This window comes from candidate division WOR-3 bacterium, assembly GCA_016934535.1.
Taxonomy (GTDB): Bacteria; SDB-A; SDB-A; order SDB-A; family SDB-A; genus JAFGIG01.
In genome coordinates, this window is the sequence record JAFGSQ010000006.1 from 1 (window position 1) to 23,149 (window position 23,149).

At 42.4% G+C, this 23,149-nt stretch carries 16 protein-coding genes; 2 read left to right on the top strand and 14 right to left on the bottom strand.

Annotation, left to right across the window (positions count from 1 at the left end; all coding sequences use genetic code 11):
• Nucleotides 1-128 precede the first annotated feature (128 nt).
• The 11 genes from JXL83_00640 to JXL83_00690 form a co-directional block, all read right to left on the bottom strand.
• Nucleotides 129-1,151, bottom strand: a complete 1,023-nt coding sequence (locus JXL83_00640; protein MBN2362618.1) for a T9SS type A sorting domain-containing protein — start codon at nt 1,149-1,151, stop codon at nt 129-131.
• Nucleotides 1,152-1,227: 76 nt separating this feature from the next.
• The gene (locus JXL83_00645) at nt 1,228-2,508 is read right to left on the bottom strand and encodes a 2-oxoacid:acceptor oxidoreductase family protein (GenBank protein MBN2362619.1); all 1,281 of its coding nucleotides are present in this window, start codon (nt 2,506-2,508) and stop codon (nt 1,228-1,230) included.
• Entirely contained in the window at nt 2,505-3,626 is a 1,122-nt protein-coding gene (locus tag JXL83_00650) for a hypothetical protein (GenBank protein MBN2362620.1), read from the bottom strand. The genes JXL83_00645 and JXL83_00650 overlap by 4 nt, the downstream gene beginning before the upstream one ends.
• Nucleotides 3,627-3,633: 7 nt before the next feature.
• Nucleotides 3,634-5,067 (bottom strand): sodium:solute symporter family protein, encoded by a 1,434-nt coding sequence (locus tag JXL83_00655; protein ID MBN2362621.1) that lies wholly within the window; start codon nt 5,065-5,067, stop codon nt 3,634-3,636.
• Nucleotides 5,064-6,005 (bottom strand): phosphate butyryltransferase, encoded by a 942-nt coding sequence (locus JXL83_00660; protein MBN2362622.1) that lies wholly within the window; start codon nt 6,003-6,005, stop codon nt 5,064-5,066. The genes JXL83_00655 and JXL83_00660 overlap by 4 nt, the downstream gene beginning before the upstream one ends.
• 16 nt (nt 6,006-6,021) lie before the next feature.
• A complete protein-coding gene (buk, locus tag JXL83_00665) occupies nt 6,022-7,167 on the bottom strand; it encodes a butyrate kinase (GenBank protein MBN2362623.1) in 1,146 nt (381 codons plus the stop codon).
• Between the two features lie 104 nt (nt 7,168-7,271).
• Entirely contained in the window at nt 7,272-8,882 is a 1,611-nt protein-coding gene (locus tag JXL83_00670; GenBank protein MBN2362624.1) for a DEAD/DEAH box helicase, read from the bottom strand.
• 138 nt (nt 8,883-9,020) lie between these two features.
• Nucleotides 9,021-9,854: a hypothetical protein gene (locus JXL83_00675; protein ID MBN2362625.1), complete on the bottom strand. Its 834-nt coding sequence runs from the start codon at nt 9,852-9,854 to the stop codon at nt 9,021-9,023.
• Between the two features lie 57 nt (nt 9,855-9,911).
• Nucleotides 9,912-12,152, bottom strand: coding sequence for a hypothetical protein (locus tag JXL83_00680; protein ID MBN2362626.1), 2,241 nt, complete (start codon nt 12,150-12,152; stop codon nt 9,912-9,914).
• A 219-nt stretch (nt 12,153-12,371) separates the two neighbouring features.
• Entirely contained in the window at nt 12,372-16,358 is a 3,987-nt protein-coding gene (locus tag JXL83_00685) for a tetratricopeptide repeat protein (GenBank protein MBN2362627.1), read from the bottom strand.
• Nucleotides 16,359-17,165 (bottom strand): Fpg/Nei family DNA glycosylase, encoded by an 807-nt coding sequence (locus JXL83_00690; GenBank protein ID MBN2362628.1) that lies wholly within the window; start codon nt 17,163-17,165, stop codon nt 16,359-16,361. It abuts the gene before it with no gap.
• 228 nt (nt 17,166-17,393) lie between these two features.
• Here JXL83_00690 and fusA point away from each other — a divergent pair, with 228 nt between their 5' ends.
• Complete coding sequence (gene fusA, locus JXL83_00695; GenBank protein MBN2362629.1) at nt 17,394-19,475, top strand: elongation factor G; 2,082 nt, start codon at nt 17,394-17,396, stop codon at nt 19,473-19,475.
• Nucleotides 19,476-19,485: 10 nt separating this feature from the next.
• Here the strand turns inward: fusA and JXL83_00700 are convergent, their stop codons facing one another.
• A complete protein-coding gene (locus tag JXL83_00700) occupies nt 19,486-20,106 on the bottom strand; it encodes a flavodoxin family protein (GenBank protein ID MBN2362630.1) in 621 nt (206 codons plus the stop codon).
• A 49-nt stretch (nt 20,107-20,155) separates the two neighbouring features.
• Nucleotides 20,156-21,271, bottom strand: a complete 1,116-nt coding sequence (locus JXL83_00705) for a T9SS type A sorting domain-containing protein (protein ID MBN2362631.1) — start codon at nt 21,269-21,271, stop codon at nt 20,156-20,158.
• 123 nt (nt 21,272-21,394) lie between these two features.
• On the opposite strand from JXL83_00705, the gene JXL83_00710 reads away from it, so the two are divergent.
• Nucleotides 21,395-22,006 (top strand): hypothetical protein, encoded by a 612-nt coding sequence (locus tag JXL83_00710; protein ID MBN2362632.1) that lies wholly within the window; start codon nt 21,395-21,397, stop codon nt 22,004-22,006.
• Between the two features lie 16 nt (nt 22,007-22,022).
• Here the strand turns inward: JXL83_00710 and JXL83_00715 are convergent, their stop codons facing one another.
• Nucleotides 22,023-23,141 (bottom strand): ABC transporter permease, encoded by a 1,119-nt coding sequence (locus JXL83_00715; GenBank protein ID MBN2362633.1) that lies wholly within the window; start codon nt 23,139-23,141, stop codon nt 22,023-22,025.
• Between the last annotated feature and the right edge of the window lie 8 nt (nt 23,142-23,149).

Consider the following 23,149-nt stretch of genomic DNA (forward strand, 5'->3'; position numbering starts at 1 on the left):
TTGGTCTTTAATTAGATTCAGAAATAAAAGAAGAAAATATATCCACCACGAAAAGCCGAGAATAATCGCTGCGCTGCTAATTCACTGAAAGTGATTTAGCATTTCACGAAAGACAGAAATAAACAGTTTTAAAACAAATTGATTTTGCCTGAAAAGTCTATATTCTTTCCCCTGACTCTGACGAAGAACACTCCCGATGACTCCGTATCGATTCTCAAAGAACCTGATCCGGATATCCTCTGTTCTTTTATCTTTCTGCCCGAAAGGTCAACGAGTTCAAACAATGCGTTTTCTGCATTCTCAAATGCGAGAACATAGTTATTGCCCTGACCTCTGCTCAGGAAGCAGGCCGAGATAGTCTCTTCCACGGGCTCTTCTTCAACACCCGTGAACTGTGCGAACATGTCGGTGTAATCAGCAACCGTGAAATAAAGGTTTGTGTCGTTTTCGCAGGAAGTTATATTCACGAGTTCCGGAAGATTTTCACTCAACCACGTATAAATTATTGAATAACTGGTGTCTACATATACAGGGACGCTGTTGAAATACATTGTGCTTATTGTCGTTTCCATTTGCCTGATTCTTAGACATGGATATGACCCCATCGGGATTATGACAGTCCCATAGGCGTCGACAATAGCCCTTATTCTGGTCTCCATCGTCGTGACCATTGGACCTGAGTCAAACATCGTGTCAAAATTGTAAAAATTTGTCGAATCGAGGTAGTCTAAAGGCAAGTCAAACTGCATTTGATCTATCGACATCACTATGTGTTCCGTTGGATCGATATATTCAAAGCCGAGTGTTCTGAAACTGGAAGGTATTATTTCAAAATATATGAACTCCGAATCCGATGAGTATAATTCATCCTGAATGAACTCGACTTTCGTAGCCGTTGGGAATAGAGAAAAAGAAGGAGCAGAAGAAGGTGTTATCAACCTATGATGTGCCAAATCCATGGTAGCCAGGTAAGTAAAATTCCAAGTCTGAGGACCTCCAAGAGTTCCGACGGTCACCGTTGCCGAATCGTCGCCGCAAGTCGCCCATGAAAGTCCTGCGTTCATGGGAATCTCGGAATAATCAATTGTGATCTGTGCCGTCAGAGAAAAGCATACCGCAAAGAACAATACAAAAGACATTTTTGATTTCATGAAAACCTCCTTGTTTTTATAATTTATTTTACTTCCAAACAAGGAGGTTTATCAACACATAAAACACGCGTAAATCTTATTTCGTCAAAGTTGAAATAATTTTTTCCGTATCTATTTTCTTGCTTAAACCCGTCACATTTACCTGGTCGGACAATGCTTCCAAAGGAATAATCTTGCTGTCACTGAGAAAATAAAATAAAGCGTAAAGAACGGCGCTTTTTGCGCCGAAAGGAGTCCTGAAATCTTTTGTCATAACTTCCGCCTCTGTCTTCGGCGCTGTCAGGCTGGAGTCTAAAAACACATTCCCGCCTTTCATAGATTCAATGACGCTTTTTACTTTCGTCAATCCGTCCCTGGATACGGCGATGACCGCATCAGGGGTTGGAATGCCGGTAAAAAGTATCCGTTCGGGCGAAATTATCACTTCGGAGGTGGAAAACCCGACTCCAACAGTCACAGGATAAGTCCCTTTTTTCGTCGAAGAAAGTCCGCAGGACATAGCGGCTTTGGCAAGAAGTTCGGCGGCGGATTGAATTCCCTCTCCCGCCGAGCCCGATAAAATTACAGAAAACCTTTTTTTGAGACCTGATTCATGAGTCACGGCGACGGGTTTCTCTTCGTCGAAAAGGGACCCAAGGTTTTTCCTGACTGCGTAGACATTTTCTGAAAACTCCGGTTTATTTTCATAAAGCTTTATTTCAAGTCCGGCTTCTTTGGCTATTTCCTGCAGTTTTCTCGTCGGATTGTATTTCAATCCGTAACTCGGACAAATTTCCATCGCTTCTATGAAAGAAAATCCTTTTACGTTGAACGCTTCGGAAATAGCGTCGGAAAAATCTCCTATGGCTATCAGCCTTCTCGCGTAAGGAGCTCCCGCTTCGTGCACGAGTTTGCACAAGTCTAGGCCTTTCATCGGCTTCCCATCAGGCATAATCGGAGTCTTGAAACCGCAGGGAGTCAATCCCGAGGGCTGACCGCCTGTCATGCCATAGAGCATGTTGTTGTGCACGATCACGGTCATGTTTATGTTCCTGTGCGCCGCTTCTATAATATGTTGGAGTCCTATAGTCGCGCCTCCATCCCCCAGAAGAGCCAAAACCTTCTTCTTTTTACCGGAAAGACCCATGGCAATGCCTGCGGCTAGAGCAGGGGATCTTCCGTGAAGCCCGTGGACTGTGTGAGTCCTGAACTGTTTGTCTATAATACCAATACAACCGATATCAGTAACCACCACAACATCGAGAGGGTTTAAGCCTTCCATTCTTCCGAAAGCCTTTTCAATGTTTCCCGCGACGGTGCCGTGCCCGCATCCTTTACAGAACGGCATGTTCTCAGTCGATATGAATTCTTTGTTCATCTTGACACCTCTTCAACGATTTCGTCGGGAGTTATCATCCTTCCTATGGCGTTTACTCCCGTAACCCCCTTTCTTCCAGCCCTGCCAAAAAGCACTTCTCTGTATTGGCCCGCAAGATTTTCCTCCGCGATGACAGTTTTTTTATGCTTTTGGATGATTTCAATGTATTCATCCGGAACCGGAAAAAGAGTCTTGGCCACGAGGAGTGAGACCTTTCTTCCGAGCGATCTAAGCGTTTTGACCGCCTCTCTCGCAGCAAAAGAAGTGATGTCGAAGGCAAAAACGAGGCTCTCTTCTCCGTCCTCTTCGTATTCGTAATGGGTGTAGCTCTTTAAATTAATGACTGTTTTCTCTCTCAACCGTTTAGTGTTTGAGATCGCCTCAGGAGTGGAGTGCTGAAGGGCCGCTTTGCGATCGTGCGTAGAAGCAGTGATCCTCACCTGATGGTCAGTGTTTCCAACGCTCAGAAAGTGCGGAACCAGGTCATCTTTCGGCATATACGGCATGTATTCATCTTTGCCCTGGTAATATTCTTTTTTTATAAGGTCAATATCCTGCAGTGAACTGACATCGAAGTCCTGCAAGGTCATAACCATTTCTTTCGACGTGAGAAGGACAACCGGCGTTCTCAGTTTCAAAGCCGTTTTTACAGCTTCAGAAGGAAGCGACCAGCAGTCTTCGAGACTTGAAATACAGAAAGTCGGAACCGGATATCCGCCAGAATTTATTCCGTTGAGAAGAAGCAGGTCCCCCTGCGCTCCGCAAGTTGCTGAACCAGTCGCGGGGCCGAGTCTCTGAACGAGCATTATCACCATAGGCAATTCCATCATGAAAGCCATCCCAATTGATTCGACCATTAGAGCGAGTCCCGGATAGGAAGTAGCAGTTACGGGAAGCTTTCCGGTTGAAGAAAAACCTGACATCCACTGCAGAGTCGTGATTTCGTCCGGTGCGGGAAGAACTGTCGGAAAACGTCTGCTCGAATATAAATACAGAAGATTTGCTGGAGTTATCGGATATCCGACGAATACGTCTGCGCCCGTTCTGACAACCGACTCGATAATAATTCTCGATCCGTCAATAAAATGTCTTTTCGCTGTTTTCCGTTGTTCCTTCATATCCGCCTCACTTCGCAGCTTTTTTCCCGCCGCCGAATATTTTATCGAAAGCAGTGCATAAAATTATTATGACTATAGTCGTAACGACGGCGCTGTATGTTTTATCCACAGTAAACCAGTTCAATTGTTTTGCCAGAAGGGTCAGAAAGATCACGAAGGTTCCAATGATGAACGACAGTTTTACTCCCAACGGCGTGATCCATCCCCTCATGTAAAGCCCCATCAGAATGACGATGGCTCCTATCGCTCTTATAGCATAGGAAATGTAAGCCGTATCGAGGATCGCGCCCCTTAAAAGAATTGCCAGGGGAACTGTTATCAGATTCACGAGTATGACGAGTTTTCTCGCAGTCGAAACGACTTTTTTATCGTCGGCCTTTTTGTTTATTATTCCGTGATATATGTCTTTTGCCGCGATAGTGACAACTGCAAAATTAACAGGACCGACTGTTGAAAGGATGGCCGCGATTACACCGGCTAAAGCGATTCCGCCGAGGACAGGATGGATGAAAGCTGGTGTTTGCAGAAGTGTCGGCAGTATTTCATTGGCTTTTACAGTGCTCGTGTCGAAAAACGCTCCGGTTTTAGCGTAAAGAGCCAAAAATGCCGCCATTATTCCGAAAGGCGCCACAATAAATCCCGCCAGGACCGAAGCCCATCTGGCTGTTTTTACATTCCTCGCTGCGAATATCGGCTGGATACTCGCCTGCGCGGCCATTCCGCCTAGCACTCCTCCGAGGAGCAGAGCAAAAGCGTCGCTGACACCGGCGCTGAAAGGATTGTACAAGTTGTTGGGAGCGCCTCCAGCCACCAGTGTGTCGTGAAGATTCACCAGGCCGCCTACTTTAACAAGTCCTATGACAAACGCGGTTCCCAGACCTCCGAACATTGTCACGAGGTAAACTATTCCGGTTACGGCCAAAGCATGCATTCCTCCGAAATAGGTGTAAATTGTTATGATGACCGATGAGATAAGTACAGCCCATATCCAGTCAATTCCGAAAAGAGGAGCCATGACGCTCGAACAGGTTTGAAGCTGAACATAAGTCAGAATAATATATGCTATTAGGAAAGCTATAGCCGAAACTGTTCGCGCTTGAGATCCGAAAAGAGAATCTATCATCTCGCTGACCGTGTGCACGCTTTTCCTTCTGTAATGTACGGCTACGGTAAAACCGATTATTATCATTCCTGCGGCAGTAGCGATGTTATAAAATATCGGTTGAAGAGAACCGGTTTTAAATGCTTTTTCGCTGACGCCTATCGTACTCATTCCTCCTAGCCACTCGGCGGCGACGACAACGGCGCAGACAATCAATCCGAGATTTCTACCCGCAACCAGAAAGTCGGCCATGGATTTGCTCGCGACTTTTTTCGTCAAAAGGCCTATCAATACAATGATCACAAAATAAATCAGAATGATCAGCGCGTAAATACTCATTTTTTCTCCTTAAGATTGAAAAGAGACTCTCCGTGTACTATAGCTCTCGCGATGAGAAGCGAATTGAAACGGTTTTGTTCGTCATCAGATCTCGAATTCAAAACACACGGTACTTTTGCTCCGAAAACCATCCCCCCCCATGTCGCTCCTCCGTGAAACTTGTAGCTTTTACCGAGGGAATTTGCCGTTTCGAGATTTGGGGCGAGAATGAAATCAAGATCACCGCACACCACCGAATCCTTCAATCCCTTGTGTATGGCGCATTCTCTGTTTATGGCGGCGTCGTAGCCGAGAGGCCCCTCCACGACAAAACCTTTCAGTTGTCCCCTTGCGGACATTACCTGTAGCACCGCGGCGTCGAGTGTCGCCTGCATTTTAGAATTGACTGTTTCTACAGCGGCGAGCGCCGCAACTTTGACTTCTTTCACACCCAGGGAATCCCAAAGTCGTTTTGTGTTTTCTATTATGGCTTTTTTTTCTTCGAGCGATGGACAAATGACAATTGCGTTGTCGCTGACAGCGAAGAATTTATGGTAACTTTCCATTTCGAAAAGGCTGAGGTTGGACAGAACTGAAGAAGCTTTTATACCTGTTTCTTTGTCAAGTATTGCTTTCAAATACAATTCCGATTTAAGACTGCCTTTGACGAGGATTTCCGCCCCTTCTTCCCTGACTGCCTTCACGGCGAGAACCGCCGCTTCTTTGTCGCTGGAAGCTTCCATCAACTCGATGTTCTTCATTGCGGTAAAGACTTTAACGAGGCGTTTTTCTATATTCATTTTGTCGCCCGCGAGAAAACACTTACCTACAAATCCTTTTTCCACGGCAATTTTGAGACTGCCTATGACCTCCTCGTCCTGCGCTGCCGCGACGGCTAACGCCACGGGAGGCAGTTTACCGACAGCCTCTCCAAGTTCATTGAAATTTTTTATACTCAAAACACTCCTCCGGAAATTATTGATTCGATTTTTTGAATGTTATCATAGGATCAGTGTCTTCGTTTTTAATAATACATTGGGGCCATTTCATAGATTTATCTTTTCCGGTCAGCACGAGGAAAACGCTAGTCGCTATCGCCTTGTTTTCGTTCTCTCCGGGATAAACATAAACTCTCCCGAGTTTCGAACATTTGCGGGTCACTTCACTCGTTAGATAGCATTCTTTCGCGACTCCGCCCGTGACTATTATTCCGTTGAGATCAAAATCGAGAACAGACGCCATCGAGCCTATTTCTTTGCAAATCTGATAGATCATCGCGTCGTAAATGAATTTTGCGAACTCGTCGCCATCATTTATCCTTCTGACAACTTCCCTGATGTCTTTTGTCCCGAGGTAAGCGTATATACCTCCGGCTCCGTATAATTTTTTATGAAGCTGATCTCTTGTGTATTTACCTGAAAAACAAGCTTCGAGAAGAGGAATTGGAGGGATTCCACCCGCCCTTTCAGGCGTGAATGGAGCTCCTTCCATCCTGTTGTCACTGTCAATAATTTTACCCCCCTCGAGAGGCGCTATGGAAAAACCGCCTCCGAGATGGCACACGACGCATCTCATTTCGTTGAACTCTTTGTCAAGTTCTTTCGCCAGTTTCCTCACTGTTGCCCTTATGTTTAAAGCGTGCACAAATGAAAAACGGGGAAATTCAGGGCATCCTGAAATCCTCGCAATCGGGTTTATTTCATCGACACCCACCGGGTCTACTACATAAGAAGGTGATTTTAAAGACAACGACAATCTGTGCGCAATCGGAGCCGCGAGATTAGAAGCGTGCTGATAGACGGGGCGGTTGAGGCTGAAATCGGCGAGTTCGGCGTTTAATTCTATCACTCCGCTCGGAACAGGCGGAAGCATGCCTCCTATAGCGCCTACTGCCGCCACGGATTCATTTTCAGCCAGGGATCCATCTACGAATTTTCGTACCAGCTCTTCTCTGAAGTCTACTTGTGCGGAAATTGTCGGATACTTGTGGATGATATCATCGGAATGCTCAAAGACTGATGCTGTCTCAATTTCTATCGCGTCACCATTTTGTTTGAAAAGAGAGCATTTAGTGGTCGTCGATCCGGTGTTGACTACCAATATAAGACGGTTTTTATCCATTTTCTTTTCCTGTTAGATTTTAATTCGCAGTTTTCGGATTTCCGTTATAAATGAGTAGTATATAAGAAAGGGACTTTAAGGACAATACTCCGGGAAAAACTACTTTAAACAGATTTTTTGTCTTTGGCATGAGAGACTGAAGCTTTTCTTCCTTTTATTTTAACTGAAAACTTCCTGACTATCTCCTCCGCAGAAGAAAACGGCACAGTGACAAATGAAAAACTTTCGAAAACTTCGACGTCGTTTATGTTCCTGTCGTGAATATTTACAGTTTTTTTCAGAATTTGCACAAGTTTCTTTGGCGTAATTCCGTCTTTTTTCCCGATTGAAACAAACAACCTTGTAGTGCCCTGATCGTCAACGGAGTAATCTTTTGATCTTTTTCCTGTCTGTTTTTCATCGATATTGGAATAGACACTCGGGTCGAGCTTCTCGTTAAAAGACAATTTGAGAAGCGCGGACACAGTTTTTGAAGCACCGTGCTTGGAAATCAACTCTTCCGCCCAACTGAAGTAAGTTCCGTCGGTATCTTTTTGGATTGCTTTTTCAAGTTCTTTTCTTATTCTCTTTTGCTTTTCCTTCATCACCTCGTCAACTTTGGGTATTTCGGCTTTGCGTATTTGTGTTTTGGCAATCTTTTTAATAAACACAAGCTTCCTGTATTCATACGGAGTCACGAACGTTATCGCAGTTCCCCTGTTTCCCGCTCTTCCTGTTCTGCCGATTCTGTGTACATAAGATTCAGGGTCCTGAGGCAGAGAAAAATTTATTACGTGTGTGATGTTGAAAACGTCCAAACCCCTCGCAGCGACGTCCGAGGCAACGAGAAGATTTATCTGACGACGCTTGAACCTGGCGAGAATCTTTTCTCTCTGTGCCTGCGATATATCCCCGTGGAGGCCTTCCGCGTCGTACCCTCTGTCATTGAGGCGTGACGTCAGAAAATCGACGTCCTTTTTCGTTCTGCAGAAGATCAGTCCGTAAAACTCCTCTTCAAAATCAATAATTCTGCAAAGCGCTTCAACTTTGTCGGCTTCCCTCACCTCAAAATATATCTGATCGGCAAGGCTCGTTGTAAGCTGGTCCTTTTTAATTCTTATAATTTCATGATCTTTCATGTAGGAGTTGACTACATTCATTATCCTGTCAGGCATAGTCGCTGAAAACATAAGCGTTCTTTTACCGGGATTTGTGTGTTTCAGTATCTCTTCCATTTCGTCGGCAAAACCCATATTAAGCATTTCATCAGCTTCATCTATGACGAGCAACTCGATTTCGGACAGGTCGATTGTTTTTCTTTTAAGATGATCGATTATCCTTCCGGGCGTTCCGACGATTATCTCGGCTCCCTTTCTGAGGCGTCTGAACTGTTCTTCTATTGACTGGCCTCCGTAAATGGGAACCACGGCAATTTTCTTTTTGCCCTTGAGCGAACTCAATTCTTCTGACACCTGAAGAGCGAGCTCTCTCGTCGGCGTGACCACGAGAGCCTGTACTGTTTTATCGCATCTTATCTTCTCTATTATAGGCAGGCCGAAAGCCGCCGTCTTTCCCGTCCCAGTCTGCGCCTGTCCGACCAGATCCTTGTCTCCCGACAGCAATTTAGGTATCGTAAGGATTTGAATCTCTGTCGGTTCTTCGAAGCCTTTCTGAATTATCGCTTCAATTGTTTCCTCGGAAAGCCCGAGTTGCCTGAATTTTTTCAATCTCTGCATTTTTCCCTCTGGATTGGATTTTTATGGAAATTAACAAAAAGGAATAATATCTTCTTTGTCCCTAAAATTTATCTGCCGGATTATACTACAAATGCCTACAATATCAATCATAAATTCAAATTTATAATTTCAATCGCATCAAACAAGGGATTTGAAAATTTGTTCTGCCACGGTTTTATCGTTGAGATATTCCTCAATTCCATGATGATTACCGCTGTCGTTTTTTACTTCGGACAGGTTCATTATTTCCGGTGTTATCGGAAAAACGTACTTGTCAAGTTTCTTCAGTGCTATAAAATCACGTTCGTCGTAAACATTAAGCCATTTTTCAACGCAATCCGGCATTTTAAGCGGTTTTGAGAGACATTTTTTTATTGATGATAAACCCAGAGGGGAGCCGACGGTTACGAAAAGGCTAATACTTCTGTGATTTTTACCCTTTTTCCTTAATGCTTCATAACCTATCACGGAGCCGAGAGAATGACCTATTACGGTTTTTGTGTCCGAATCAATTATTTCCATAACAAAATTGTCAATTTCGTCCCTTAATTTTCTCACGGAAAGATAGGCGGCGACATCACGAGTGAAAATATCAAGCATCAGAGAACTTATTTCGACATTTCTTTCAAACAGCCTCAATAACTTTTGGACCGTTTCACTCGCAAAAATGCTTTTCTGTTGAATATCATCCCGCGGTTCTTCAGTGTTTACAAAGTCAATTAAACCGGATAATTCCGCCATTTCAAACAGGATTTCCTTTATCAATAAATTTTCACGGCGTGACAGAACTGTTTTTCTTAATGTATGTTTTTCAAGAATTTTTCCATAGTAAGGAAATTCAAAAAGGACATCTTTCGGAAGACTTAGTCCTGTTTTTTTCAGTCCGTTTTTCAGCGCTTTTATCCACGTTATTTTCAATTTCTCAGGATCTTTATTTTCCTGAGACCTGCCGTGAATAAAAACCACTTTCATAAAAACATCCTAAATAACATCCCTTGTTTGCCTGGTTTTCTTTTACTGTTCAAAATGCTATTTTATCAATAAAACTTTTTCTGTAAGTCTGAATTCTCCGGCTTTTAAAACAATAAAATAAAATCCTGTCGAAACACTCGTGTAGTATCCACTGTTATAATTCCAATTGACAATATAATCTCCGGCGGATTGCCGTTCATCGACCAATTGCCTGACCTCTCTTCCTGAAACATCGAATACAGACAGATTCACAAACACTTCGTTTCCAATGCTGTAAGAAATTTTTAACCTTTCCGATCCGCATACAGACATCTTCCAGGCACAAGGAGACGGCTGTTCCTCTACTGAAGAACCAGCCACCTCAATACTGCCAAAGTAAGGATGAAGATTGTGCCCGGATACCATTAGGTTCAATAAAACCGAATTAAGAGCCGACACCTGTATATCAACCGTTCCAGCGGCGTCCGTGTATTCAGCCCACACTGAATTATCGTCAGACAAAGCAACCAAAGCGTTCTGGCAAGGCGTCCCTTCCTTCATGACAGTCACGTGAACCGTTTGATTTCCTGCAGGAATTGTTGCCGGGTGTGATACACTCAGCGCTTCAGGGTATCCCGTCCAGGCATCAATCGACGGATCCCCGAATAAATTATAACCCTCGTAATAATATTTTGGTTGAACGTAAGTTCCCCCATATGTATAAACGCCAAGGAGGCCATAATCGTAAAAAGCCTTTTCCGACGTCAGAGACAAATCGTAAAGACCTTTAAAAACCCACCTTTCAAGCGTGTCGTCTTCAGCCCAAAGAGATCCCGGAGAAGACGCCCAAAAACTCACGGCTCCTTTTCCTTGAGCCCGAATCCAGGTTTCCGCAAAACATTCCGATGCAGACCATTGCCCGTTTGTGCAAGCATAACTCTGAACGATCGGATAATGGTTGATGTTTGTCAAATTACTGACATTCGTCTGCGTGAATGGGGGGCCATCCGACCAGGCGTATACGCCTCCATGTCCTGAAAACACTGCTAAACAACGCCCTCCGTTGAAGGCGTCGCTGACCTGACTCGTGGTTGCGCCGTAATAGTGCCAAAGAGTATCACAAATGAAATTATCCGGTCCCAGATAATTGTTAATCACCCAACGATGACTTCCTTCAGAAATCGTGTGGTTGTCGGTGCTTGCCATAAAAACCACCCGTTTGCACCAAGAACTGTCAGAATTCCATAAATCCGGATTTTCATAAAACAGCGTTTTATCAACTATTGCTTTCAATTGAACTACTGACGATACAGGCCATCTGCCTGTCCATACATCAGGCATCATGTCCTGTCCCTTCATAAGGGAATACGGATGATCCGTTATTGTTCCGGTCACAGTACCCGTGAAAGCCGGAATGGAATCATCGCCGACGAGCAGTACATATTGAGGAGGTATCGCCCAATAATCATAGGCATTTTGAATATACAATTTTATTTCATTTGCCGTTTTACCTACACACGATAAGGCCGTCAGCGTCACAAAGTAGCCTTTTTGTCTTTTCCAGTCCACGAACTCTTCTAAATAAGGCAAATATTCATCCGGAGCGATTATCAGATACCCTATAGGATTCTCGGGCAATTTTGTACCGAAACCGTATGCCCCGAAGTTGAGCATGAATGATTCGAGAAATTTCCTCGATTGGTGATTATCATATCTCCTGTATGATTCAATAGTTGAAGTTAAATCGCTGTCTCTCAGGTCAATCACAATCTCAATGTCATTTCTGTAAATTATTTCATTCTTTCCCGGATTATAAGACACAGGAAACACTTCTATTGTTATAAATCTGTGTCCTCGAATAAAACCACTGTCTGAAACCCTCACTAATGCTTCTCCGAACATTCGATCAGGCAAATAAGCGCTTTCATCTATGGTAAAATCAATGATTGAATGCATCAGTTTTATTTGTGACGGTTGAACCGGATATAATTGGTTATCAGGATATATTTGTTTTTGATTTCCCGACCATGCAGTTACTGACCATTGCGCCCCCAGCGGCACTTCAACGATTTTTCTTATTACAGGAATATACGGTTCTCCGACTGCACCTGACGAATGAGTGCATGGGATCAAAACGGTTGAAAACAGCCTTCCTTCAGCTGTTTTCTGTCCTATTTCAATGCTTCCAACTTGTGCGTTAAGGATCAGCAAGTGCGGGTCCGAATATTCTACGACCACATCAGTTATTCCTTCACTATATATGGAAAAAATCGAGGCAACGACGGCGAAGATAAATGTTGCAGATAATATTATTTTCATTCGAGCCTCCTGTTTCTATGTTAAATATACCTTTATAATGTTCACTGCAATCCTATAAAATTATTGCGGAATTCCGCAGTTGTAACTCTTTTCGACAATAGAATTTTATCTTCTTTTCAAGACTCGTGTAGAAATAATTTACACAATATTTTAATAATAAAAACATTTTTACAATTCATTAGGATTTATCTGGTTATTATTTTCATCGTTATCTTTGTCCTATGAATTCTTCTGCAGTTTACATATTATTTCTTCAGCTCTTTTCTGACAATCCTCTCCCTTTTCAGCAATTCCCAATGATTTTAAATATGTGCCGTATTTAGACAAAGCCGTCGCATATTCTACCGTATCAAAATCTTTTTTCATGTGTTCAAGCGAGTATTCAAAATACGCTTTCGGATCGAGTCCTAAACCGGTCAAAGAGTCTATCTCGTTTTTTAAATCGCAGCACGAATCAAGTTCTGAAATACAGATTCCCGCGTAATAATAAAGAGGGTAGATTTTTGTCCCGATTTCTTTTTCCAATGAGAGCGCTTCTTTAAGCTTTTCCAGGGCTTTATAATAATCTTTTTTCTCTGTTAAAACGTATCCGACGCCGGCTATCCCGGACAAAATGCCCATTTTAAATCCGAGTTCTGAGCACATTTTGATTACGTTATCGTAGCATTCGGCGGCTTTGTCCCATTTGCCAATCCTTCTGTACAGATCGCCTTTGAAACCCAAAGCGTATCCAAATCCTTTTCTGTCTGCCAGTTCTTCGCAAACCTTCTGCTTTTCATTGAAACAATCCAGCGCTTTTTCGTACTCGCCTTTCTCCATATAAATACAGCCCATATTTCCCACGGACAGGCCTATCCCGGATTTTTCTCCAAGTTCAACCGACATTTTTTTCTTTCTGGCATAATATTCAAAAGCTTTATCGGTGTTCCCCTTTTCCATGTATGCGCCTCCGATGTTTCCTATCGCGGCGCTCAAAACTCTCTTGTATCCCATTTTTTCGCAAAGATTTTTTGCTTTAGAAAAATAAAACATGGCTTCATCTATTTCCGACTTGTGAAAAAATACCGATCCCATGTTCAAGTATGCGACGCTAAGACTGTAAATGTCGTTTTCGCTTTCACAGATTTCAATTTGCTCTTTGTAACAATCAATTGCTTTTTCAAACTCGCCTTTGTTCCAATGGATCAAGCCGATGTTTCCTGACACTAAAGAGAGTTTTTTATTATCTTCGCAGGCTTGATGACATTTTTTCTGCTTCTCGTAAAACCCCATCGCTTTGTCGAATTCTCCTTTGTGGTAATATATCTGTCCGTAAACTCCGAGAAACATTTCTTTTTTGTCTTCTCTTCCATTGACGCCGCAATATGACAGGCCAAGTTCCGCTGTTTCAAGAGCCCTGTCGATTTTTCCCGTGTAAAGATACAATTGCGCAAGCCTGTTCATGGAATCTAAATACGCGCCGGCATCAAGTTTATCTTTCACATCTTCTGTCAGGTAAATCAAATCAGACAGCAGTTTCTTCCAATCGCCTGCTAAAAATTCTATTTCTGCTCTGCTGAAAACTGTGAGTCTTTTCTCGTTTTCGTTATCACTCAATTCAATTATTTTGTTCAGACTCTCTATGGCTTCTCTGTTTCTGTATGCCTTTGACAAATAATCCGAAGCCACTCTGTAATTTGCGAGCGCTTTTGATCTTTCTTCGGAATAATAATAATGGGAAGCAATTTCGTAACTAAATTCGGGCTTGCCGGTGAACATCTTCTCAAGAGTATCGGCTGCGGTTCCGTGGATATATTTCAATCTTGATATCAATTGCATTTCGTATACTACGTCTCGGAGAAAATTACTTTTAAAAGCAAATCTCTTTTCATGAACATCGGTAATCAGGTTCTCTTTCCGGATATCAAGAAGAGTATTTTCGAAATCATCCCTGTCAAATTGGTTTATTTCTCTGGAAACGGAAAAAAGAATCTCTCTATCAAATTCTTTTCCAAGCACGCTCGCAATCTGAAGCGTTTCTTTGATTTTCAGTGGAAGCCTGTCTATTCTTGCGACAATGACGGAAGAGATGTTTTCCGGAACATCCGCGACATCCGATTCGAGCGTGTATTCTTCTCTATCTTCCTTCAAAAAGTTGTTTTCTTTGAGATAAAGACAAAACTGATCCAGATAAAAAGGATTTCCTTGCGTTTTTTCGAATATCATATCAATCGCTTTTTCAGAGACATTTTTTTTAAGTATGTTCCTTATCATCTCCGTGGATTCAGTTGGGTCAAGTCCTTTCAGGTTAATCTCCTGGGTCGGCCAACCTTCTTTGCCTATCAAGCGAGGCAGAGATCCGTCATCATTCAGTCTGCTCGCTATCACCACGCATATCGGAAAACTTTCGAGCCCTCTCATTAAAACTTCAAAAAACCTGTAAGATTCATCGTCTACCCATTGAAAATCGTCAACAAATAATACCGCGGGTTTTAGAAGGCTCAATGCCGTCAATAAATATTTAACTGCGAAAAGCGTGTTTTCGTGTCTTTGTTTGGGATCGAGAAATTCATAAACCGAGTTTTCGGTTGTGTGATTGAGAAGGGCTCCGATAAAATTTTTCCCTCTTTCCAGTTCCTGCAGAATGTCGTCTGCCGAATGTCTTTTCCCGATGGATGCGATCCTGGCGACAAAAGAATCGAAAATGTCTTCGAAGATGTTACCTTTTAATGAATCGTCTTCGTTACCCAGCTGATTGAAAATGGTTTTCAGGCAGTAAACGATCGGATTGAACGCCTTTTTCAAAATGGGATCGCAGTTAAAAACCCATGTGTCTGCATCCTTTTTCACATTTTCAGTCATTTTCTTAACGAGAAATGTTTTTCCGGAGCCTGGTTCTCCCGTGACGTGGATTACGCCTCCGAACTTACCTTCTTTCAGAGAATCGAACGCCCTAATTAAAATTTCAGATTCCGCTTTTCTACCCACGATTTCAGCGCCTGCATCAGCTCTTTTTCTTTTTTGAAATTTTCCGACAAGCTTGAACGCTGCAGTTAATGTGATTTTCCCTTTCAAACTGACATCGCCGATAAATTCCATTTCAAATTCTTCGCTGAGTTTAGCGTGAATGTTTTTTGAAACCAGGATTCCTCCTGGTTCGGCTTTTTGCATGAACCTCGAAGCGACAATAACCGCCTCACCGATAAATGAATAGTTACACCTCAAGTCATCACCGATCAATCCCGCGTATACCGTCCCTTTGTTGATTCCAATTTTTGTAGAATCTGTTTTCAAAGATAAAGCGAATTCAATCGCCCGTTTCTCGTCATTTTCAAAAGATTTTGGAGCACCGAATATCACAAGGAAATTACATCCCTTGTCGCCGAAATCGAGAGAACTGAAAAAGCCTCCGAATTCCTCGGTCTTTTTGAGTACATCTTCTATATAAGTTTTCAATTCATCGTATTTCTCTTGTCCTTTGAAAGAAACAAAAACTGCCGTTATCTCCCTGAATTCTCCTCTGTAAGGCATTTCTGTAAGTTCTCGTGAAATAAAACCCGAATACATTTCTCTTGCCAGCTCAATTTCAAATGTTTTAATCGCCTCGGCTTTTTGAGGTGTCACTCCGGAATTCACTTTTTTAACGACGAAATATTTTTCTCCGCAGGAAACTGTATCAATACAGTTTTTATCGAGAACGTCGTAGACGTTTCTGTCTATTACACATTCGGTATGTTTGCACTTTTTTTCGGAATCGGCGCATCCTTCTATCGCATTTCCGCGGAAATAATAAGTCCTGTTTGAAACAGTTCCAATTGTCCCCCATTCCACTTTACCCCGTGAAATTCCGATTTTCATCGAAAACTCAAAATCGCCAAATTTTGTACTCACATGTCCGTTGTCGACGACAAATCCTTTAATGTTTTCAGCGCAAACTAAAACCGCTGAAACAGAGCATTCATTTTCAGGGAATACCGCCGTTATACCATCCCCGGCAAAACCTGTCACGAAGCCTCCGCTTTCGTATATCATTCTGGTCACCGGTTTGAATATGGATTCAAGAAGGGTCGAAAGAATTTCCGCTCCTTCTTTACCGGCTTTCATAAGTTTTTCAGAAATCGAAGTGAATCCTTTTACATCCAAAAACATGGCGGCGGCATTAAATTCACCGAAACAAAGCCCCTCTTTGTTTTGCCGGACAATAAACCTTGGTATTAAATATTTCATTTACTCTTTTTGGCATTCAGGACAGATGAAAGAGCTGTTCGAGCCTGTTTTAATCTTTTCTATAGCCGCTCCGCAAACAGGGCATTTTTCACCTTTTCTGTATCCTATGGCGATGTCTTTTCTTTTAAAACCGCCGGGTTTTCCGAAGATGTCTGTTTCATAAAAAGCACCACCTTTTCTTATACTTTTTTTTAGTCCTTTTTTGATGCCTTCGTGAAGATGTTTTATTTGGATTTCGTCAAGGACTTGAACATTATTTTTCGGATGCAATTTTGCAAAAAACAAAATATCATGAATATAGGCATTCCCTATACCGGCTATATTTTTCTGATCCAGTAAAAATGATTTGATGTTTCCTCTTCTTCCTTCGAGCCGAGTTTTTAACTCTGAAAAAGTTATTTTATCCGCATCAATTCCCAGCTTTGCCGTCTCTTTATGTTTATACAATTTTCCATTTTTTGCGTAATGAATATACCCAAACCACCAAAAATTCACTGAAATGCAAACTCCTCCGGAGAACACGAAAACGGCTCGTTTTTTCAAAGGTATTTTGTCTGCTTCAGTCAAAAGAATTTCTCCGCCCATTCCGAGATTTATCAAAAGATACCCTCTGTCAGTTTCAGTGAATATCCACTTGCCTCTTTGATAAACTCTAATGACATTGGCGTTTTTTAATTTTCTTCGGAATTCTGCTTTATTCATATTGAGACATTTAGGCTGGAATATTTCCGCGGACAAAATTTTTCTTCCGCAAATAGCGCTGTTCATCTCTTTTGCCCTTGATATAATTTCCGGTATTTCAGGCATATCGCCTCCGCTGAGTTTATAACAAAAATAATATAGTTTCGGGAATAAGTTATCAAGTTCGAAAAAGGTGCGTTACTTAATGCATAAGTCGGGATAAATAATTATTATTTTTAAGCACTTGAAATTGTTCTCTTTTTATGATAAAAAACCGGACGAATTAAGATCCTGCGAAAATATTTTCTCACACAGTATTTTCTAAATCTCAGCCATCGGAAAGGTGTATATAAAATGTCAGATATAATAGCGTTGGAAAAAGTAAGAAATATAGGCATAATGGCTCACATAGACGCCGGAAAGACTACCTTAACTGAAAGAATTCTCTTTTACACGGGGAGATCTCACAAAATTGGGGAAGTCCACAACGGGGAAGCCCTCATGGACTGGATGAAACAGGAACAGGAGAGAGGCATAACCATAACGGCAGCCTCTACTCATTGTCACTGGGAAGATCATTGGATAAACATCATAGATACGCCGGGTCATGTAGATTTTACTGTAGAAGTGGAAAGGAGCCTTCGTGTTCTCGACGGAGCAATAGCAGTTTTTTGCGCGGTCGGCGGCGTTGAACCTCAATCCGAAGCGGTTTGGCATCAATCTCAAAAACACAATGTGCCGAAACTTGCGTTCGTAAACAAAATGGACAGAATCGGTGCAGATTTTTTCAAAGTGATTGAAGAGATAGAAAACCAGTTGGAAGCTAACGTTATCCCTCTGCAGATACCCATTGGAGCCGAATCTGAATTCAAAGGAGTAGTCGACCTCGTCGAAATGAAAGCGTATTATTACACCGACGAAAAAGACGCCAAAAGATACGAAGTCGAACAAATTCCACAGGATTTGATTTCTCTCGCCAACAAATACAGAAAAATAATGCTCGAGAAAGCGGTTGAAAACGACGAAATACTTCTCGACAAATATTTCCACGATGAAGATTCCCTCACAAAAGAAGAGATAATCTCGGCCATACGAAAATCCACCGTCACAAACAAGATAGTTCCCGCCCTTTGCGGATCCGCCTTCAAAAACAAAGGAGTGAGAAAGCTCCTCGACGCAGTAAACATGTTTCTACCTTCCCCCAAAGACATGCCTGCTTTAAAAGGAACAGACAGAGAAGGGAATGAAGTTTTCAGAAACAACGACGATGATGAACCTTTTTCTGCCCTTGCGTTCAAGATCCAAATAGACAAGCACGTCGGAAAGCTCGTCTATTTCAGAGTTTATTCCGGTTCTGTGAAAGCGGGATCGTACATTTACAACTCCTCACGCAACAAGCGCGAAAGGCTGAGCAGAATACTCCAGATGCATGCAAATCAGAGAGAAAGCGTAGATTGTTTATACGCGGGCGATATTGCTGCGGCTGTCGGGCTGTCTGACACCTTCACAGGAGACACTCTTTCAGAATCTGAAAATCCGATACTTCTCGAATCAATAGAATTTCCTTCACCGGTAATGTCAATTTCCATTAAGAACAGTGAAAAAAGCCAGACCGATGCACTTACCAGGTCATTGACAAAACTCGCCGAAGAAGACCCGTCTTTTATTTACAAAACTGATGAAGAAACAAAAGACGTTGTAATATCAGGTATGGGAGAATTGCATCTTGAAGTTTTAATAGACAGGCTTAAACACGAGTTCGGTATTGAAATCGAGACCGGCGAACCAAAAGTCGCATACAGAGAGACGATTCTTCAATCTATCGTAGAAGAATTGAAATATTCCAAGCAGACGGGAGGCAAGGGCCAATACGCGCACGTAAAAATGAAAGTTTCTCCGACGGGTCCGGGTTGCGGTTTCGAGTTCATAAACAAAATAAAAGAAGGAAGGATACCGAAAGAGTTCATCCCGTCCATTGAAAAGGGGGTCATAGACGCTCTCCAAAACGGAGTATTGGCAGGATATCCTGTCGTGGACGTCAAAGCAGAACTGATTGACGGATCTTACCATTCCGTGGATTCATCTGACATGTCATTCAGAGTGGCCGGCCGAGAGTGTTTTAAAAGCGCTTTCAGAAAGTGCTCTCCAATCCTGCTCGAACCGATAATGCTTATTGAAATAAACACGCCTGAAGAGTTTGTAGGTTCTATTGCGGGACTTGTAGGTTCAAAAAGAGGCAAAATAAACGGAATAGATATTCAGGGCAGTTTGAACGTCGTTTCCTGCGAGGCGCCCTTGTCGGAACTTTTCGGTTTCACAACGGTCTTACGCAATCAAACCAGCGGAAGGGCGAGTTATTCAATGGCGTTCCAGCACTATTCAGCCGCAACAGAAGAAGCGACGCAGCAAATCCTCAGGATTAAAAAAAGCGCTTGATGTCCCCGCTTTAAACGACTGCGGTTTTTCTCGTTTTCTGGATCTTGCGACCCAGTTGGAATGCTTTTTCAGTAAATTTGTTTTTAGTTTTTTCGTTGTTTTCCATTCCGCCGGCTTTAAGTGAGCATACTTTGCCGCACGACCATAGTTTGCAAATCCACTTTAGTGTTTTTATGGAGTGACCGGTTATGCCGAATATTACGTTTACAGGATAAGGCGCTCCGGAAGAAAGCAGGATGACACCTCTTTTATCTTTCCTTTTCGGGTTCCTTCCTTTTGGCCATCCCTTGCCCGGTTTCAGTACGGCATAATTTCTCTCTAAAAATCTTTTCATCAGGGCGGTAGGTCCCATTTCATAAACCGGAGTGGCAAAAACCAGAACATCGCATTCGAGCATGTCTTCAAGGATTCCCTTCGTGTCGTCATCTATAGAGCAAATGCCGATTTTCCCTTCGGTCTTCATGCACTCTTCGCAGCCGCGGCAGAAAGCGACATTTGCATCGAGAAGATCGACAATTTTGACTTCGGCGTTTTCATCTGCGCTTTTAATTCCTCTCGCGAAATTATCCACGAGTGCCGAAGTCATACCGTCTTTTTTGTAGGTTCCTTTGATTATCAAAACATTTCCCATAATGAACTCCTTTACGAGGTCCGGTACTGACAATTCATTTTTCGAAAATTTACTTTAAATATATAAGTTCTCCGAAAGAACTTTCATTTCCTGATACAAATATTTTATAAAAATACACTCCATTTTCAGCAGGTTTCAATTCCGAGCAAGTGCCGTCCCACGAAAAACTATGATCTCCTTCTCCGAGAGATCCTTCGAAAATGCTTTGAACAAAGCGCCCGAGAACATTGAATATTTTAATTTCGACGAATTCCGATTTTTTCAGATTAAAAGAGATCTCGGCATAATCCGTAAAAGGATTCGGAAATACTCTGCATTGCAGGAAATCGTTTACTGGAGACAAAACTCCCTCTTCAACCGAAGAAGGTTCCCATCCGTTCAAAACGGCGAACATGTACCAGACCGCATATCCTTTCTGCTGACAGCTGGCATAGGTCGTGTGCCCGCCGTAACTGCCGTTGAATGCCGGGTGTTCGACGGGAATGAGGTGTGTGTCGTATACGTAAACATTATGCTCCCAAAGACCTGTCGTGTCGTTGTACCACCAGCAATCGAGATCTGCGAAGTCAAACAGCACCTTGTTGTTATCTATGCAATATTGCCTGATCTGATTGTTTCTCAAAAACCTGTTGTATCCGCTCGATCCTGTCGCCTGAGCGTTTCCTGTCATGTAAATAAAAGTGACTCCGGGAAATTCCAGTTCGAGTTGAGTTATCGAGTCCAAATATTCCTGAATCTGACTTTCGTTGTATCCGTCAATCTGCGTGCACCACGACCACGCTGAAAAATTGAGAGAGGGATTTCCGCTCAGTACAGCTCTCGTGGCGTTCATGCCGTCCGTTGACTGCCAATACAGATCCGGAGTGATGTAGGTCTGATTGACCTGCCCGTCGTGGATACAAAGAGCGCCCGGAACATTAGGCAGGTTACAGGAACCAATGGCCACGTTGAAAAAGGGATTCAGATCTTCATAATCATTCAATCCTATGGTCAACTGACCTCCGTGAGACGTGTGCGCGTAATGCCATTTACAGTTTGTCTTCACAGAATCTATCCAGATCTGCGGGATACTTTCAGGATGAACATAAGAGTGGTCAATTATGATCCCTTGCCCGTTGATCAATCCCGAACAAAAAATCAGGAAAACAGCGGTTGAAAATTTCATGTTGCCTCCTGCGGAAAATGATTTAAAGTAATGATAATACAAACGCATAAAAAAATAACAGTTTTTTTTGTTTAATGAGCGCATTTGAAATGCCAGTAAAACAATTAAATTGAGAGGCTAATAATGACGTGGCTTGAAAACAAAATCGACAAATGGAAGCAAAACATAGAACGCTACACGGATCCCTATACTTCAGCAAAAATAATGGCCGGTTCGGATATATTAAAAGAAGCCTCAGAAAAAGAAAGAGCCGAATATTTCGAAAAAACATTGAATAAGCTTGAACTTGAAATCCCTGACGAAGAAACGAGAGAAAATATTTTATCGGCCTGTTCGTGCGTTTTTACTGAGGAATTCGGAGATGAATTAATACTCGAACTTCGTGAGATATATAAAAATACCGTCAAAATAGAAAAAGTGGTAGAACGGATGAAACAGCATCCCGGTAAATTTGCCCACACTGTTTACGAAAACGGCGTCGTAAGGGAAAAAAGGAAACCGAGAGATCCAGTTGCATACGCATCGGCAAAGACGGGCGAAGAGAGAAAACTTGCAGCTTGTTTCTGTCCTCTAGTAAGAGACGGAAATGTACCTTTTCCAAAGCCTATCTGTCATTGCAGCGCCGGATGGTATAAAGGGATATGGGAAGGAATTCTTGATAGACCGGTAAAAGTTAAAGTCATAAAGTCATTGTTATACGGAGACGAAACCTGCGAATTTGAAATCCGATTTTAACTTTCTTTCGGCGGAACTATATTGTTTTTCTAAACCTCAGAATCGCCCCGTATAGAAATATTAAACCCAAGACAGTCAAAGATGCAAAATTCGGCCAAAGGACCTGTAAAGAACTGCCTTTTAAAAACAATCCCCGCAGAATAACTATCATATACTTGAGAGGATTTAAATAAGTCAAATACTGAATCCACACGGGCATGTTAGACACCGGAAAAATGAACCCCGAAAGAAGGAGAGCCGGTATTACGAAAAAGAATGTGCTGAGCATCGCCTGTTGCTGAGTTGAGCAAAGAGTCGATATCAGCAACCCGACTCCAAGAGTGCTCAGCAAAAAAAGCGAATTGGCAAAAAACAGCAAAAGCAAATTACCTCTGAACGGTATCTTAAACCAGAATATTGCCACTGTTGTCACTAAAATCACATCTATCATGCCAATTATTGCGAATGGAAAAGTTTTTCCGACAATGAATTCAAATTTACTTATAGGCGTCACTAATATCTGTTCTATGGTTCCCATTTCTTTTTCTCTGACAATGGACATACCTGACAGCATCAATGTTATTATCATTACCATGGCGGCAATGACTCCCGGTAAATAAAAATTTTTACTATGAAGATTCGGATTGAAAAGAATTCTTTCTGAAAGTTTTACCTGCTTTACGTTCACTGAATTGAGATCCAATCCTCTGAGAACAGTCTCTTTGTTGAATTTCGAAATAATATCGCTGGCATAACCCAGGACTGTCCCGGCTTTCATTGCATTTGATCCGTCGACTATGATCTGAACGGAAATTTCGAAATTTTTGCTGGCGGTTTTGCAGAATTCCGGGGATATTATCAATCCGAAATCCGCTTCTCCGCAGTCAATCATTTGCACTGCGTAATCATAATTGTCTCCTGTGCCGGAAAGCCTGAAGTGATCTGTGGACATGAATGCGTTCACGAACTTTCTGCTCAGAGAACTTTTATCTCCATCGACGATTACCGTTCCTATGTTTTTCACGTCTGTAGTCACTGCGTAACCAAAAAGAAATGTCTGGATTATTGGTACTAAAAGTATGACGGTCCTCATTCGGGGATCCCGAAAAGCCTGAATAAATTCCTTTTTCAGCATGTGCTTTATTCTGTTAAGCAATTTTTACG